At 63.9% G+C, this 15,940-nt stretch carries 17 protein-coding genes; 2 read left to right on the top strand and 15 right to left on the bottom strand.

The genetic code is table 11. From position 1 onward, the window contains the following. Positions 1 to 10: 10 nt before the first annotated feature. From MUU56_RS18220 to MUU56_RS18175, 11 genes are all read right to left on the bottom strand, one after another. Entirely contained in the window at positions 11 to 961 is a 951-nt protein-coding gene (locus tag MUU56_RS18220; RefSeq protein WP_244768699.1) for a FecR family protein, read from the bottom strand. A gap of 61 nt (positions 962 to 1,022) precedes the next feature. After that, positions 1,023 to 1,571 (bottom strand): RNA polymerase sigma factor, encoded by a 549-nt coding sequence (locus tag MUU56_RS18215; RefSeq protein WP_244768698.1) that lies wholly within the window; start codon positions 1,569 to 1,571, stop codon positions 1,023 to 1,025. A 268-nt stretch (positions 1,572 to 1,839) separates the two neighbouring features. Continuing rightward, positions 1,840 to 2,616, bottom strand: coding sequence for an ABC transporter ATP-binding protein (locus tag MUU56_RS18210; RefSeq protein WP_244768697.1), 777 nt, complete (start codon positions 2,614 to 2,616; stop codon positions 1,840 to 1,842). A gap of 7 nt (positions 2,617 to 2,623) precedes the next feature. Continuing rightward, positions 2,624 to 3,610 (bottom strand): FecCD family ABC transporter permease, encoded by a 987-nt coding sequence (locus tag MUU56_RS18205; RefSeq protein WP_244768696.1) that lies wholly within the window; start codon positions 3,608 to 3,610, stop codon positions 2,624 to 2,626. Then, positions 3,607 to 4,635: a FecCD family ABC transporter permease gene (locus MUU56_RS18200; protein ID WP_398431979.1), complete on the bottom strand. Its 1,029-nt coding sequence runs from the start codon at positions 4,633 to 4,635 to the stop codon at positions 3,607 to 3,609. The genes MUU56_RS18205 and MUU56_RS18200 overlap by 4 nt, the downstream gene beginning before the upstream one ends. 14 nt (positions 4,636 to 4,649) lie before the next feature. Further along, positions 4,650 to 5,585, bottom strand: coding sequence for an iron-siderophore ABC transporter substrate-binding protein (locus MUU56_RS18195; protein ID WP_244768694.1), 936 nt, complete (start codon positions 5,583 to 5,585; stop codon positions 4,650 to 4,652). Between the two features lie 53 nt (positions 5,586 to 5,638). Next, on the bottom strand, positions 5,639 to 8,059 hold the full coding sequence (locus tag MUU56_RS18190; protein ID WP_244768693.1) for a TonB-dependent receptor: 2,421 nt from the start codon (positions 8,057 to 8,059) through the stop codon (positions 5,639 to 5,641). Between the two features lie 111 nt (positions 8,060 to 8,170). Continuing rightward, positions 8,171 to 8,302, bottom strand: coding sequence for a hypothetical protein (locus tag MUU56_RS32710; protein WP_263194133.1), 132 nt, complete (start codon positions 8,300 to 8,302; stop codon positions 8,171 to 8,173). Between the two features lie 5 nt (positions 8,303 to 8,307). After that, positions 8,308 to 8,751 carry a D-aminoacyl-tRNA deacylase gene (gene dtd, locus MUU56_RS18185; RefSeq protein ID WP_244768692.1) on the bottom strand — a complete coding sequence of 148 codons (444 nt, stop codon included), beginning with the start codon at positions 8,749 to 8,751 and terminating at the stop codon, positions 8,308 to 8,310. Continuing rightward, complete coding sequence (locus tag MUU56_RS18180; protein WP_244768691.1) at positions 8,748 to 9,935, bottom strand: amidohydrolase; 1,188 nt, start codon at positions 9,933 to 9,935, stop codon at positions 8,748 to 8,750. The genes dtd and MUU56_RS18180 overlap by 4 nt, the downstream gene beginning before the upstream one ends. After that, positions 9,932 to 11,140 carry a diaminopropionate ammonia-lyase gene (locus MUU56_RS18175; protein WP_244768690.1) on the bottom strand — a complete coding sequence of 403 codons (1,209 nt, stop codon included), beginning with the start codon at positions 11,138 to 11,140 and terminating at the stop codon, positions 9,932 to 9,934. Before MUU56_RS18175 ends, MUU56_RS18180 begins: the two co-directional genes overlap by 4 nt. A 115-nt stretch (positions 11,141 to 11,255) precedes the next feature. Here MUU56_RS18175 and MUU56_RS18170 point away from each other — a divergent pair, with 115 nt between their 5' ends. Beyond that, positions 11,256 to 11,717: an Lrp/AsnC family transcriptional regulator gene (locus tag MUU56_RS18170; protein ID WP_244768689.1), complete on the top strand. Its 462-nt coding sequence runs from the start codon at positions 11,256 to 11,258 to the stop codon at positions 11,715 to 11,717. Between the two features lie 152 nt (positions 11,718 to 11,869). On the opposite strand, the gene MUU56_RS18165 is transcribed toward MUU56_RS18170, so the two are convergent. From MUU56_RS18165 to MUU56_RS18150, 4 genes are read right to left on the bottom strand one after another with little or no spacing between them, the layout of a single operon-like run. Continuing rightward, positions 11,870 to 12,646 carry a molybdate ABC transporter substrate-binding protein gene (locus MUU56_RS18165; protein ID WP_263194147.1) on the bottom strand — a complete coding sequence of 259 codons (777 nt, stop codon included), beginning with the start codon at positions 12,644 to 12,646 and terminating at the stop codon, positions 11,870 to 11,872. Continuing rightward, entirely contained in the window at positions 12,639 to 13,430 is a 792-nt protein-coding gene (locus MUU56_RS18160; protein ID WP_244768687.1) for an ABC transporter ATP-binding protein, read from the bottom strand. Before MUU56_RS18160 ends, MUU56_RS18165 begins: the two co-directional genes overlap by 8 nt. Beyond that, positions 13,420 to 14,454 (bottom strand): FecCD family ABC transporter permease, encoded by a 1,035-nt coding sequence (locus MUU56_RS18155; RefSeq protein WP_244768686.1) that lies wholly within the window; start codon positions 14,452 to 14,454, stop codon positions 13,420 to 13,422. Before MUU56_RS18155 ends, MUU56_RS18160 begins: the two co-directional genes overlap by 11 nt. Further along, positions 14,451 to 15,509, bottom strand: coding sequence for an ABC transporter substrate-binding protein (locus MUU56_RS18150; RefSeq protein ID WP_244768685.1), 1,059 nt, complete (start codon positions 15,507 to 15,509; stop codon positions 14,451 to 14,453). The genes MUU56_RS18155 and MUU56_RS18150 overlap by 4 nt, the downstream gene beginning before the upstream one ends. A 221-nt stretch (positions 15,510 to 15,730) precedes the next feature. Between MUU56_RS18150 and MUU56_RS18145 the strand changes: the two genes are divergently transcribed. Next, positions 15,731 to 15,940 carry a TOBE domain-containing protein gene (locus MUU56_RS18145; protein ID WP_064330418.1) on the top strand — a complete coding sequence of 70 codons (210 nt, stop codon included), beginning with the start codon at positions 15,731 to 15,733 and terminating at the stop codon, positions 15,938 to 15,940.

The following is a 15,940-nucleotide window of genomic DNA, read 5'->3' as shown; positions in this document are numbered from 1 at the left end:
TTGATCGGCATTAGCGGATGACGATCAGCGGGCCGATCCGTGTCACCTTCACACCGAGCGCCTGACGGATGAAGGAAAGAGCGGCAGTGGTGTCCGAAACGGTGATGGTGCCGCTCACCCGGCGATTGGCGAGCCCGCTGCCGGCAAGAACGATCCGGCCGGAGAAATGACGGCCGACCTCCTCGATGACATAGGACAGCGGCGCGTTTTCCACGGCGAGCTGGCCGCGCTGCCAGGCAAGCGCCACGATGCCGTCGACTGGCTGGACATCCGTCTTTCCGCTGGCCCGGTCATAGCTCGCCTGCTCGCCCTGCGAGACGCGCATGGACGACGAACCTGCGCCCCCCGGCTCGAGCAGAACGGTGTGCTCGGTGACCGTTACCTCCGTGTCGAGAGCGCCATAACGAACATCGAATGCGGTGCCGAGCGCCGTCACCCGCGTGTCCCCGGCCTCGACGGTGAAGGGCCGTTCGGGGACGGAGGCAACCCGGAAGAAGGCCTGTCCGCGCAGCAGGCGGATCGTGCGGCGCTCTTCATCGAAATCGACGGCGATCGCAGACGACGCATTCATCTGCACGACGGAACCGTCTTCCAGTGTGAGAACCGGCATTTCGCCTACGCCCGAGAGGGCATCGGCCTTGAGGCGCATGGGGCCGTCGAGGGCGAGAAACGTCGCCGTGGCGCAGGCCAGAAGCACAATGGCAGACAGAACCGGCTTGGCGCGACTGCGTGGCTCGGTCCTGATGTTGCGCAGCACCGGATCGGATTGGATGGCCGAACGGGCGTCACCCATCAGCGTCTCGGCGATCCGGTACGTTCTACAGTTTTCCGGATCGCTCAACCAATCTTCGAAATGCGCCTTCTCTTCCGCAGTTTGCGCAGGATCACGGTTGCGCAGAAGCCAGTCCGTCGCTTCCCTGTTGCGCTTTCGCTGGATTTGATTGGCACGGTTGCCCCGCATCGACTTCTCCCGGAGCCTCGGTCCTGCCTTGTAGACGATTGGCATCGCCCGTTCGGGACTCTTACTCGATCCGAAGAAGACGGTCGAGGCAATGCGCGAACGCCCGGCGCAGGTGTCGGTCGACCATGTTGCGGGAAATCTTGAGTTTTATGGAAATTTCGTCCGGCGAAAGATGGTTCAGCCGGTGAAGGATGAATACCATCCGGCGCCGCTCCGGCAGTTCCGCAATGGCCTCGCGGAGAATGGCGATGCGCGCCTCGATCTCAAGCGCCAGATCGGGTGCGGGCCCAGCGCTGGCAACGGCCAGCGCTTCCTTTTCCGTGCCGGAGAAAAGGTGCGCTTCCCTGTTTTCACGCCGCAACCGGTCGATACCCAGATTGATGGCGGAGCGGCAAAGGAAGGCCTTGATGGAGCGCTTTTTGCGCAGGACATCGGGCTGGGCCGCCAGCTTGATATAAAGGTCGTGGACGACATCCCTGGCGGTGGAAAGCGGATGCCCCTTGCGCCGCACGGCCCTCGTCATGTCGGCATAGTGAGCCTCCATGGCACGATTGAGCAAATCGTTGCTATTGAGGGCATCCCAACCGAGCGGAGAGGAGGAGTTAGACATCAGCACCCTGTTCCCAGTCGCATGACGAAAGCCTGCGTCGGCCACGCAAAGCACATTCCGGACCTTCAGAGAGAAGGGCTACCGATTCCGTAAAATGCCTGCAAGTGCAATAGGTTAGAATTCGGAAAGCTATCCGGTTAAATCAAGACAAAAAAACTCATCTTTATCCCTGATTTCGTTACCAGAATCCTTTTGCCCGTCGAACCGCCGGCTTTCGGCGCCTGCCCGGAAAACCGAGCACCGTGACATTCCCGCAACACCTCCAAGCCTATAACGGGATGCAAAGGGGCGTTCCAGCGACGGGATCGCGAATGACTATAGACCGCACTCCGAACACATCGGCGATCGCCTCTTGCGAAATCACATCCGATGGACGGCCCGCCGCACTGATCGTTCCACCTTTAAGCAGAACGATGTGTTCGGCATAGCGCGCCGCCTGATTGAGGTCGTGCAGGACGGCAACGACGGTCTTGCGGTGATCGCGCACGAGAACGGTGATCAGGTCCATCAGCTCGACTTGATGCGCGAGGTCGAGATAGGTCGTTGGCTCGTCAAGCAGCAAGACTTCGCCTTGCTGTGCCAATGTCATCGCAATCCACGCCCGCTGCCGCTGGCCACCGGAGAGCGTATCGAGAGGGGTGTCGGCCAAAGTCGTCATGCCGGTCAGCATCAGGGCTTCGTCACAGGCCGCCTGATCGGCCTCGGACCAGCGCCCGAAGAGAGAGCGATGCGGATAGCGGCCCTGCTGGACGAGATCGCGCACCGTCAACCCCTCCGGCGCCACCGGCCCCTGAAGAAGCACGCCGACGCGTCTTGCCATCTCCCGCGTGCCGAGCGTCGCGATACTCCTGCCATCCAGAAAGATCGAGCCGCAAGAGGGCGCCATGAGCCCGGCAAAGGTGCGCAGGATGGTGGATTTGCCGCTGCCGTTTGGCCCGACGAGCGCCGTGAAGCGGCGCTCCGGCACAAGAAGATCAAGGTTCTCGACGATCCGGCGGTCACCATAGGCGATGGAGACGTCCTGCCCGGCAAGTTTCGCGGACATGTGGCTTTCATCCCCGGACATGGCGGCGCTTCCATAAAAGAGAGGCGAAGAAGGGGGCCCCGATCAGCCCCGTCACAATCCCGGCCGGAAGCTGGATCGGCGCAATGATCAGGCGGCCGACGAGGTCGGCGGCCACCACGAGGATCGCCCCGCACAGGACGGCAACGGGAAGGATCCTTGCATGGGACGGGCCAACCAGGCGGCTTGCGACATGGGGAGCGACCAGTCCAACGAAGCCGATCAGCCCCGCTGCGGCGACGGCGGCTCCGCAGATGAGCGTGCAGAGCACGATCATCAGGCCGCGGATCCGATCCACCGGCTGACCGAAGCTTCTCGCCGCATCGTCTCCGAAACGGATCAAATCCAGCTCCCGGGACGCCATCCAGGCCAGGGCCAGTGGAATGATCAGCCAGAGGAACAGGAAGCGCACCTTGGAGATGTCGGCGTCATAGACGCTGCCTGCCAGCCAGATCATCGCGCGCTGGACATTGCCGATCTCGCCGAAAGCCGAAAGGAAGGTCGTCGCGGCGCTGGCCAGCGAACCAAGGCCGATCCCGATCAGGATGATGCGCAGCGACGAGGTCCCGGCGCGCCACGACAGGAGGAAGACGGCCGCCGCCATCGCCGAAGCGCCCAGGAAACCGGCGGCGGGGAGCAGGAGGACCGGTGGATCCCGCATGAGCACGATGACGGCGACCACCGCGGCCGCAGCGCCACTGTTGATGCCCAGAACACCCGGTTCGGCGAGAGGGTTGCGCATGACGGCGAGCGTGATCGTTCCGGCCGTCGCCAGCGCCGCACCGACGAGAACGGCAAGCAGAACGCGCGGCAGGCGCAGATCGAAGACGATCACGGCGTTCTGCGGGCTCACGTCCTGTGATCCGACGAGCGTTTCCCAAAGATCCCGCCATGACAGGGCGATGTCCCCCAAGGCAAGGCTGGCCATCACCATCCCGACGAGGAGGATGGCGAGAAGAACGAGCCAGCGCGTCATGTCGCGCTCCCTGCCCGGCTGCGCGCCAGCCAGAGGAAGAACGGTGCGCCGATCAAGGCGGTCGTCACGCCCACGGGAAAATCCTGGCTGCCGAAGATCATGCGCCCGGCGAGATCGGCGACGACGACAAGCAGGGCGCCCCCGACCGCGCTGAAGGGCACGATCCAGCGATAATCGACGCCGATCGTCAGCCGCGCGATATGGGGAACGACCAGCCCGACAAAACCGATGGGACCGGCGAGAGACACGGCGCTGCCGGCCAGCAGGATGACGACGCCGATGGAGATCGCCCGCCAGACCGCCGGGTTCTGCCCCAGCGAGCGCGCCGCCTCCGCCCCCAGGCTCAAGGTGACAAGATGCCGCCCGAGGAGAAGACCGACGGCAAGCCCCGCCACAATATAGGGCGCTACTCCGGCGTTTTGCGCCATCGTGCGGCCGGAGACGGACCCTGCTGTCCAAAGGCGAACGGCGTCCAGCGTGTTCTGGTCGAAGATGAGCACGGCACTCGTGAGTGCCGTCAGGAAGGTTGCGACGACGGCGCCGGCGATGACGAGCCCAATTGTCGAATGACCTGCCGGCCCGAAGGACCCCATTGCATAGACGAGCAGCGCGGCCGCGCCGGCACCGGCGAAGGCGAACCACATGTAGATGTCCCCGACGCCTGCTCCAAAGAGCGTCATGACCAGCACGACGGCAAAGGCCGCGCCGGCATTGATGCCGAGCAATCCCGGCGAGGCGAGAGGATTGTTCGTCACCGCCTGCATGATGGCCCCGGAGACGGCAAGCGCGCTGCCCGCGAGCACGGCCGCAAGCACGCGCGGCAGACGGATCGTCATGACCAGCAGGTGTTCGCGCGATCCATCGAGGTCGACAACCGCTGCCCATATCGTCGGGAGCGGGATGCGTGTCGCGCCCATCGCGACCGACCACGATGCAGCCGCGACAAGCAGACAGAGAAGCAGGAACAGGCCCAGAAGCCTGCTTCCGTCATGCGCCACGCGACCACGATGCCGAGCGATATCCATGCCGGCGCGGCGATTCATCGATCCGCCAGGATGTAGCGCTCGACGTCGTCAAGAATGCGGTGTGCGGAGGCGATGCCATGAAAGCTCTGCCAGGCTGCCCGGTCGACCCGGTGGGCCCGGCCGTTCCGCACAGCGGGCAGGAGCTGCCAGAGCGGGTTGCCGGTCACCTCCTTCTCGAGCGCATCGTCCGGACCGCTTTCAAAGCCGCTGGCGGATACATAGAGAAGAACGTCGCCGTCGAGATTGGCGAGTTCCTCCCAATCCGGCCGCTTGACGATCGTCCCGTCCGTCACCGTTTCATAGGCCGTCCGCTTCACGCCTGCCTCGTGCAGGACCGCGAAGGGCGCGTAGGCGGCAGGACCATCGAGGAAAACGACAAACCGGCCCGGCGCGAAGCGGACGGCGGACACGGTGATATCCCTGTCCTTCATGCGCTCGCGGATCGCGGCAACCCGCTTTTCATAGCCCGCAAGCGCCTCGTCAGCCATCCTTTCGCGGCCGGTGATTTCCGCGACGCGCTGGCGATATTGCTTCCAGTCCGTATGATCGAGGAGCACCGTCGGCGCGATCTTCGACACCGTCCCGTAAATCGCGGCATGCCCCTCCGTGCTGCCGATGATGAGGTCGGGTTTGAGGGCCGCGACACGCTCTAGGCTGGGCTCGCGCGGATTGCCCAGGTCCACCATGTTTGCCTGCTTGACGACATCCAGCACCTGCTCGTCCTGGATGGCCATGTAAGGGGTGGCGACAACGGGCGCCTTGAGCTCGATGAGAAGGCCGAGCGTCAGCAGCGGATCGAGCGTCACGATCCGCTTTGCTTCCAGCGGAACACAGAGCGGCGGATTGTAGACGCCTTCCGTTATTTCCCTTCCCTGGCAGGCGGCGCTTGCCAGAGAGAGGGAGGCGAGAAGAAACATGACGGTCAGGCAGAAGCGCAAGACGAACACCATTTCAGACGAATGCGGGCGGTGAGATCGCGGGGCTTACGCCCCGCAACCGGATTTCAGAACTTGGCGCGGAGATTCAGCCCGAACGACCGGCGCGCGCCGGCCTGGCCAAAGGCCAAAGCGGCATCCGGATCGACGATGGTGAAGTATTTCTCGTCGGTGAGGTTTTCCGCAAAGGCGGTGATCTCCCAGTTGTCCTTCTTGAACCCGGCCTGCGCGTTCACGAGGAAACGAGAATCGATCTTGTACATGCCTTTCGTGCCGAACCGGGAATTGTAGTCCGTGGTGTATTTGGCATCCGCTCCGACATAGACGCCGTTCTCGAACTCATATCGGCCACCGAAACCCACGGTCCATTCCGGCGCTTCGGGGAAGGCCTTTCCAGCCTGATCCCCGACACCGGCGTGGTTCCATTCCAGGAACTTGGTGTTGAGATAGCCGATCGACGCGAAGGCCGAGAACTGGTCGGTGACCTGATAGCTCGGCTCGATCTCGAAACCCCAGGCGCGGGAGGATGCGGCGTTTTCCGTCACGCGGTAGCCGGGCACGTCCGACCGCGGCCGGATTTCAACCTGCTGATCCGTGTACTTCGTGTAGAAGAGGTTGGCATTCAGCGTGAGCCGGTCATCCAGCAGCATCCCCTTGTAGGACAGCTCATAGCTCTGCGAATATTCCGGATCGTAGGTATCGATCGTGTAGACCGGGGCCTGGCTGCGGTTGACATAGGAACCGCCCGAGCGGAAGCCCTGCGAATAGGTGACGCCAACCTTGTGATTGTCGCCGAACTCTTTCACCAGGCCGAGTTTCGGCACGAAATTGATTTCGGTGAAGGACGACGTGCCATTCGGCGGCGACCACACCGGGTCCATGCCGTAGAGGACCATCGAGTTCAGCTCCGTGTTCTTTTCCCTGAGGTAATCCAGGCGTCCGCCGGCAGTCGCAAACCATGTGGGTGCGAACTCATAGGTCGCTTCGCCAAACACCGCGAGGTTCGTGGTGGTACGCCGCTGATCGTCATCGACCTGATAAATCGTGCCCGGCATGAAATCGGGATAAGGCTCGGCGATGAAGCGCGACGAGCCGTCGAAGACCTGATGGCTCCCGAAGACGCCGGCAACCCATTTCCAGCGGCCCTCCTCGTAGTTCAGGCGGAATTCCTGGGTGGCGATCCAATCGTTATCCGTGCCCCAGATGCCGGTTACATAACCGGGCGTGTCGCCGTCCACAGAGCGCCGGTTGTTGATGCCGTACTGGTAGCCGGTCTGCGAGGTGAAACGAAGCGCATCGGAAAAGTCGTGCGTCACTTCAAGGCCGAGATTGTGGACCTCGGTCCAGCGATATTCCGTATAAGTATCGGGATTGTTGTTGAAGTCGCCGCGCCCATTGTAGAGGCCAACCAGGCGATCGTTCGGGCGATCCTTCGAGTAGGAATAGGTCACGACCGCACGGGTCTCCGGCATCTCGGACGGCGTGATGAGCACCTTGGCCCGTATGGTGCCGCTGATATCCGTGGTCAGATCGTCATAGCCGGCATAGTGCTTGAAATTCGAATAGCTGACATCGGACCGCGAGCGTTCGAACGCACCGGCGATGCGCAACGCAATCTGATCCTCCACCAGCGGCGTGTTCATGACGAAGGCGCCCCCAACGAGATCGTTGCTGCCGACCGTGCTGGAAAGCTCCACTTCCTTGTCGAAAGTCGGGTCCTTCGACTTGATATAGACCGCTCCCGACATGGCGGCGCGGCCGGAAAGCGTTGACTGCGGGCCGCGATACACCTCGACCTGCTCGACGTCCCAGAGGTTTCTTGCGCCGAAGCGCGCATTGTAGCGGGTCTGGAGAATGCCATCCACGTAAAGCGAGCCGACAGGCGCGCCGCCTGGAACGAAGCCTTCCGAGCTCATGCCGCGGATGACGAAGCCGGAATTGACCGTTGCGCTGTCCAGCACGTTGGCAAGGCGGCGATAGACATCCTGCGTGTGCCGGATCTGGCCATCCCGGATTGCCTCGGCATTGACGATGCCGACGCTTGCGGTCGTGTCGTTGAGCGCCGTTGCCTCGCGCGCGCCGTAAAGCGTGATTGCTTCCAGAAGCGTCGCGCCCTCCTCCACCGCACCCGTCGTGACGTCGGTTCCCGCCGGGTCCAAGCTCAGCGTCACCTGGTTGCTTCCGGCAAACCGGGCGTCCAACCCCGTGCCGGCCAGCATCGCGGTCAGCGCCTGCTCCGGCGTCAGGTTGCCGCGCGCCCCGCCCGTCGATTTTCCGTTTGCCAGGGATGCGTCGTAGAAAATCTGGAGGCCGGTCTGCGCGGCAAGGCTGTTCAGCGCCGGCGTGAGCAGGCCCGCCGGCACGCTGATGGATCGCGCTGCGGAGTGCGATTGCGCCGGTGCCTGCGCATTTGCCGGCGCCGGCGCGCCGAGCACGAGCGCGGCAGCCCCGGCCGAGAGCATCGCCCTGACGGAAAAACTCATATTCATGAAACCCCCAATCCATACGGCGTTCAAGGCGCCGCAGTCCATCACAGGAGCGGAACACACCCGCTCATTGGCTTTGACGATCGGGTTTGTCGATTTGGGACTCTCGGGCGCTCAATGTTTTTTGAAGGCAATCAATTCCGGTCCGGCGCGGAACCAGTCGCAAGACCGGCCATTCCCGGCGCCGGGTGAAAACGCCATATGCTGAAATTCGTCGCGCCCCTCCGGATGATCGATGATCCGCACATCCATCATCCGGACGCCATGTCCAGCCAGATCGTCACGGGACCGTCATTGGCCAGCTCAACCCGCATGTCCGCGCCGAAGACGCCATTCGCAACGGCAACACCAAGGGCCGCAACCTTGGCGGAGAAGTCCTCATAGAGACGTTTTCCCTCGTCCGGCGGCGCGGCCGTGGAAAAGCCGGGCCGGTTGCCTTTCGTCTCGGCGGCGAGCGTGAACTGGCTGACGATGAGAGCGGAACCGCCCACATCGACAACCGAACGGTTCATGCGATCCGCATCGTCCCTGAAGATGCGAAGGTTGACGATCTTGCGCGCCAGCCATTCGCTTTCCTTCTCCGTGTCGCCCTTCATCGCGCACACGAAGACCAGCAGGCCATTGCCGATTTCCCCCGCTATCGTACCGTCGACGATGACACGGGCGGACGAAACCCGCTGGATGAGTGCTCTCATGGGAATGGTTTCCTGCTCTTATCGGCTCCGAGACGGTCGCGGACAAGCTCTACCCAAAACCGCGCACCGAGAGATAGGAGAGCATCGTTGAAATCGTAGTCGGACGCATGAAGCGGCCGGCCGTGCGCACCCGTTTCTCCATTTCCGAGAAGAAGAAAGCAACCGGGTACGGCCGCGCAAAAGTGGGCGAAGTCCTCCGAGAAACTCATCGGCGGCCGATCGGGGACGACCTCCAGTCCAACCGCCCTGCCGGCGCGGACGACAGCTTCGACGGGCTCCGGCGCATTGATCGTCTCGATGAATTCCGTCTTGCATGTCAAGGATGCCGAGACCTTGTGCGTGGCGGCGACGCCATCGACGATCTGCTGCATGAAGCCGACCGCGGCCTGCCTGTCCTCGGGCGTACGCGCCCGCATGTCCCCTTTCAACGTCGCATGACCGGGAAGCACGTTTCGCTGACCGTCTGTCAGGAACTCCGTGACAGAAACAACAACGCCGGCTCCGGGCGGAAGCTTTCGCGCCACGATGGTTTGCAGGGCAAGCACCATTTCCGAGCCAACCGTAATGGTATCGACGCCGACATGCGGCATCGACGCGTGACCGCCCTGGCCATCGATTTTGATTTCGAACAGGGTCTCGCTCGTGCAGATCTGCCCGATACGCGTGGAAAGCTGACCGACCGGAGCGCCGGGAAGATTGTGGATACCGTAGACCTCCTCGATCGAAAAACGCGACAGCACGCCCTCGTCGATCATCGCCTGCGCACCGAGGCCATGCTCTTCATTCGGCTGGAAGAGGAAGACGACCGTGCCGACGAAATCGGGGTTGCGGGCAAGGATCTCGGCCGCGGCCAACAACATGGTGGTGTGGCCGTCATGGCCGCAGGCATGCATGACGCCGACAGTCGTCGACAGGTGGTCGTGGCTGCCGGTTTCCTGGATCGGAAGCGCGTCCATGTCGGCGCGCAGGCCGATCACCCGGCCGCCGGTTCCAGCTTTCAGCACGCCGACCACACCGGCGCCCTCGTGAACCTCAATGCCGAGATCGCGCAGGAACGCGGCGACCGTTGCCTTCGTGCGGTGCTCCTGGAAACCGAGCTCGGGATGACGATGCAGGTCATGGCGAAGCGCCACCATGCGCCGGGTGAGATCGTGCATGTGGGCAGCATCGATTGCCATGGTCATGCCGCGTTCTCCTTCAGCACCGTCTCCGGGTCCTTGCCGACGATCTCCCGGTAAAGCGCAGGGTCCGTCGCGCCTTCGGTGTTGATCACCAGGGCTCGTGCCTCGGGGCCAAGCCCGATAGCGGCGGCCGCACCAGGGTCCTTCAGGACGGTAAGGAGGCCGGCGAGACCGGCGCCGCCGCTTTCGCCCGCGACCACCGCGGGATCGCCAGCCAGGGGATTGGCAAGCCGGCGCATGACCTCAACGGCGATATCCTCGTCCACCGTCATGAAGCCGTCTGCCACGCGTTCGAGGATGCGGAAGGCCACCAGCGACGGCTCGTAGCATTCGAGCATGGCCATGACCGTCGATTGCGATTCATCGACCTTCACGGGCCTGCCCTGCTTGGCGCTTTCATAGAGGCAGGCTGCGCGGGCAGGCTCAACCACCGTCACATGCGGCCGCCGGTCGCCCAGCACCATCGCCAGGTGGCCTGCGACCGCGGCGGCGAAGCCACCGACGCCGGCCTGGAGGAAGACGTGGGTCGGCGGTTCTTCCAGTACGGCGAGGATCTCGCGGACCATGGCGGTGTAGCCCTGTGCCACGAGGCCCGGAATATGCTCGTAGCCGGGCCAGGACGTATCGGAAAGAACCGTCCAGCCGCGCTCGGTGGAAACACGCGCGGCCTCGGCGACGGAATCGTCATAGTTTCCGGTGACGCGGACCATCTCCGCGCCAAACCGTGCGATCGCCTCTATCCGCCCCTCGCTGACGCCGGCATGGACGAAGATGACGGCGCGCGCGCCCATCAGTTGCGCGCCCTGCGCCACGGAGCGGCCGTGGTTGCCGTCGGTGGCACAGGCGAAGGTCATGCTTTCGGCGACCGCGCGCACCTCGGCAGACAACAGCTCCTCCACCTTGACGGCGCGGCCCAGGCGGCGGCTCGCCTCCTCCTGCACGAGGATCATCAGGGCATAGGCGCCACCAAGCGCCTTGAAGCTGCCGAGCCCGAGCCGGAACCCTTCATCCTTGAGGTGAAGCGACGTCAGTCCCAGTTCGCCGGCGAGCCCCGGCAGCGCGCGCAGCGGCGTCGCCGCGCTGTTTTCGCGCAGCGCCAGGACCTTCGCGACGCGGTCGGCGGCCTCGGGAGAAAGCGTCCCGGCATCCTGCGAGGTGAGAGGCTGGCCGTGCGTTTCAAGCGTGTTCGGGAGATAAGGGTTGGTCATCGCGTTACGCTCCAGATTGGCATTCACGCAAAGCTAGTGCAAAAGACATGAAAGTTCGGCTGTATTTTCGGCCTCGTTATGCAAGTATCTTTCATCTCGCACCGGTAAACAGGCCATGGCGCCCCTCGACAGCTTCGACCTCGCCATCCTGCGCATCCTGCAGAAGGACAACCGGACGCCGCAGCGCGAGATCGGCGAGGCGGTGAACCTGTCCGCCCCCTCGGTCCAGCGCCGCATCCGGCGCATGGAGGCGGATGGCGTCATCCGGGCGCAGGTCGCTCAGATCGCCCCGGAGGCCGTCGGCCTGCCGCTGACGATCATCGTCCAGGTCGAGCTGGTCAGCGAAACGCCCGATGCGATCGATGCCGCCAAGCAGCGCTTCCGCGACGCTCCGGAAGTCCAGCAATGCCACTATGTCACGGGCGAGGCGGATTTCATCCTGGTGGTCATCGTCGCCAGCATGTCGGCCTACGAGGATTTCACGCGCCGCATGTTCTTCGAAGGTGCCAATGTCAGGAAGTTCCGCACCATGGTCTCGATGGGCGAGGTCAAGACCGGCACGATGCTGAACATCTGACGCCCGCTCAAGGAGACGCACGGTTTTCGCCTGGAGCCATTTCTTGAAGACGCTCGGCCAAGCTGCCGCCGAGGCCGCAAAGGTCCATGCGGCACTTTGGATCCGGGTGACGGAAAACAAGCCGGACGCGGAGGTACGGCTGACGTCGGTGCCTACGAGCGCATGGGCTGATGATGGGCGCCATCATTGCCGATGGCAAGCGGGTCGCCGCTTTCTGGAAGAAAGCCGTTGGCGACCAGGATTGACGCCGCACGCTCCGTCAGCAGAAAGTCCTTGAGCAGCGTGGCGCTCTGCCCGGCAGCGGTCCGGACCGCGACGCCATATGAAATGCTCGGGGAAAGGCGGGCCGGCAGTTGCACAACGGTGAGCGCCGGGTCTTTCGCGTGCAGGCGCGCATTGGAGGCGTAGCTCAGGAAAAGATCGACGACGCCATCTGCGATCAGGCCGCTCGCGCTAAGCCCGGGTTGAGAATTGCGCCCGCCGACCAGTTGCAGGGCGCGGGATTTCAGGGCGTTGCCGAGCCCGGGGCGATCGGCCTCCAGGCGATCGAACATCTCAAACGCATAGTCTCCGGACGGATCGTCGCCCGGCGTCGAGGTGCCGATGCGGATCGAAGGGTTCGACAGCACGTCGGCGACATTCTCCGTCGTCAGCCCGAGATCGGCGCGCGCGATGATGGCGAGGCTGTTTCGGGCAAAGCAGAGGGCGTCCTTCGCCAATCCGATCGAAACGAGGCGCTGCGGATGGGCCATGTTGGCGGAGGCGAAAAGATCGAACGGCTCACCGGCCTCGATCCGCTCGCGCAGCAGCCCGGCCGGGCCAAGCGAGATGGAAACCGCGGCCCCGCCGGCTTTCTCGAAGGCGGCAGCGATTTCGGGCAAGGCGTGCCGCAGGCTGCCGGCGGCGAGGACACGGACCCTATCACGCATGGGGATCTCCCTCGCGCATCCGTCGGCGGAACAGCGGCACGAAGGCGCTCTCCTGTCCGGCGGCGCCATCCAGACGCACAGCGCGAACCGGAACGCCATAGAGCGCTTCAAGGCTCGATTCCATCATCACGGCCCCCGTCGGGCCGAACAAGGTCTGCGTATCGGGAAGCATCAGGAGAACCTTGTCCGCAATCGCCGAGGCATGGTTCGGCTGGTGCGTGGTGAAGGCGATCGCCAGTTTCTGGCTGTCGGCCAGCCTGCCGAGCAGGGAGAGCACGATGTCCTGGTTCTTCAGGTCGAGCGCGGAAGCCGGCTCGTCCAGCAGCAAGACGTCGTTCTCGCCGGCAAGCGCCCGGGCGATCAGCACCAGCTGGCGCTCGCCGCCGGAGAGAGAGCCGATGCTGCGTGCGGCATAGTCGGCCATGCCGGTGGCCTCCAGCGCCGCCATCGCCTTCTCGACGTCGATCACGCCCGGCGTGCCGAACAGCGCGATGTGCCGTGCCCGGCCCATCAGCACGATATCCAGCACGGAATAGGGAAAGGAGCCGGAAAATTCCTGCGGCACGAAACCGGTTCGCGGATTGCTTTCGACGACACCGGAGGCCGGCTTCAACAGACCGGCGAGCACGCGCAGCAGGGTGGATTTGCCGCGGCCGTTCGGGCCGAGGATGGCGGTGATCTCGCCGGCGCCGAGATCGAGATCGAGCGCGCGGAACTGCCAGCGTTCGCCGTCATAGGAATGGCCCGCCTTGCTAAGGCGGAGCCTGATGCGATCAGAAGCCATTCGTGCCTCGCTGGGTCTGCCGCAAGACCAACGCGAAGACCGGTGTGCCGATCAGCGCCGTGAGAATGCCGAGCGGTATCTCCGTTGACGTCGCCGTGCGGGCGACCGTGTCGATGACCAGCAGGTAGAGCGCGCCGATGATCAGCGAGGCCGGCATCATCACGCGATGATCCGGCCCGACCAGCAGACGCGCCATATGCGGCACGACGAGCCCGACCCAGCCGACGATCCCGCTGACCGCGACTTGCGCGGCGACGATGCACGAAACGAGCACGAGCACCAGCCAGCGTAGCGGCTCGACACGAACGCCGAGAGTCCGGGCGTCTTCGTCGCCCATCGACAGAAGGTTGATGCGCCAGCGCAGGCCAATGAGCAGCAGGCTGCCGGCAAGCACCGGCGCGGCGACGAGAACGAACTTGTCCCAGTTCCCGGTGGCGAAGCTGCCGAGCAGCCAGAACACCATGGCGGGAAGCTTGTCTTCGGTGTCGGCGAGATATTGCAGGAGGCTCACCAGCGCCCCGAAGAAGCCGGTGACGACGACCCCGGCGAGGACCAGCGCAAGTATGTTGCGGCGTGCGACGATGCCGTTCAGGGCATAGACAAGCACGAGGGCCGACAATCCGAACGCGAAGGCGGACGCAAGAAGCCCATAGCGCGGAAGGCTGAGCAGGATGGCGAGCGTGCCGCCGAAGGCCGCACCCGAGGAGACGCCGACCACCTGCGGCCCGACCAGCGGATTGCGGAACACACCCTGCAGCGCCGCCCCGGACAGGGCGAGCCCTGCCCCCGCCAGCACGGCCAGAAGAATGCGCGGCAGCCGCACCGTGAAGACGACATTCGCCTCCATCGGCGTGACCGCAATCTCCGGCGGACTGACGGGCGCCAGCAGAATGGCGATCACACGCGCAAAAGGAATGTCGTAGCGGCCGATACCGAGCGCGGCGATGGCGGTAACCGCCAGCGCGATCGTGAGGAGGGCCACCGTCGCCCGGGCCGGCCGCTGCGCGGCATCCTCACCGCTCATTGCCCGGCGCGGTAGTCGGTGCGGTAGAATTCCTTGTAGTAGGAATCCGCCTCCTTCTGCATGTCGATATCCGCAAAACGCTCGGGATAAAGCTCCTTCGCCATCCAGAGTTCGCCGAGCGCCATGGCTTCCGGCATCGGATAGCCCCAGGCCTTGGCATATTCCGGCATCAGGGAGATGCGGCCGTTCCTCACGGCATCGATCGTCTGCCAGGATGCCGTCGTCCTGATCTCGTCGACCACGGCCGGATAACGCTCCTGCACGAAGATGATGGAGGGGTTCCATTTGAGGACGTCCTCCATCGTCACCTGCTTGAAGCCGGCGATCTCGTTGGCGACGTTGCGGGCACCGGCACGCTCCATCATCAAGCCGGTATATTTGCCGCGGCCATAGGTCGAGAGATCAGGATTGGCCATGTAGACGGGAACGCGCTTGTCCTCGGGAATGTCGGCAAGGCGCTCGGCAACGAGTGCGCGGCTCTTCTTGGTGACAGCGATCATCGCTTCCCCCTGATCCTTGCGATCGAGGATGTCGGCGATCAGCCGCACGCCGGCCGCAAATCCGGCATCGATCGCCGCCGGCTCATCCTTGACGGCCGGATTCATCTTGACGGCCTCTTCCGGCGGCACGTCGAGCAGCGAGATGGCGACGACCGCAAGCCCGGCATCCTCGATCTGCTTGACCATGTCGGCCGGCGCATAGTTGGTGACGAACACCACGTCCGGCTTCAGCGTCAACAGCTCCTCGATGTTCACCCTGGTCAGGCCGCCGGGCATGGCGAGTTCCGGGAGCTTCGGGGCCAGTCGCACATATTTCGCGCCGAGCTGCTTCTTCCATTCGTCGAGCACGCCGACCACCTTGTCCATGGCATCGAGCTGCACGGCGATGTTGAGCGTCTGATGCTGCAGGATGACGACGCGGTTCACCTGGTCGGGCACATGGACCTCGCGGCCGATCTGGTCGGTTATCGTCCGGTCCGCCCAGGCGGGCGTGGCGAGCAGCAGGCCGGCTATGGCGAGCGCGGTCTTCGAGGCGGAGGCAAGGCGTGCGAGCATGGATGGGTTCTCCCTTTACGGTTCAGGGATAGCAGGTATCCCCGGCTGGCAACAACGTTATATTTAAAAGAATATTACGCCATATGGCGCGATGATAGGCTGCTCGGGCTTGCCGAACATGCCTTCGAAGCCGGAACTGTTCTCCCGGTTCGAACGGTAGTCGCCAGGCGGGCTGATGTGCTATGGCGGTGCCTTTGCATAGGCCAATACGGGAGAGTTCCATGAAGATCAGCGCGCGCAATCGTCTCAAGGGCAAGATCGTCGAAGTGACCAAGGGCGCGACCACCGCGCATGTCCGCATCGAAGTCGCCGGCGGCGCCATCGTCACCGCATCGATCACAAATGAATCCGTGGACGAACTGGGCCTTGCCGTCGGCGGCGAAGCCTATGCAGTCGTCAAGGCATCCGACGTGATGGTCGCGGTCGACTGA

Origin of the sequence: Shinella yambaruensis, from assembly GCF_022899355.1 — a bacterium.
GTDB classification, from domain to species: domain Bacteria; phylum Pseudomonadota; class Alphaproteobacteria; order Rhizobiales; family Rhizobiaceae; genus Shinella; species Shinella yambaruensis.
The sequence above is the reverse complement of the archived record's forward strand: the minus strand, read 5'-3'. Positions and strand labels throughout refer to the sequence as shown.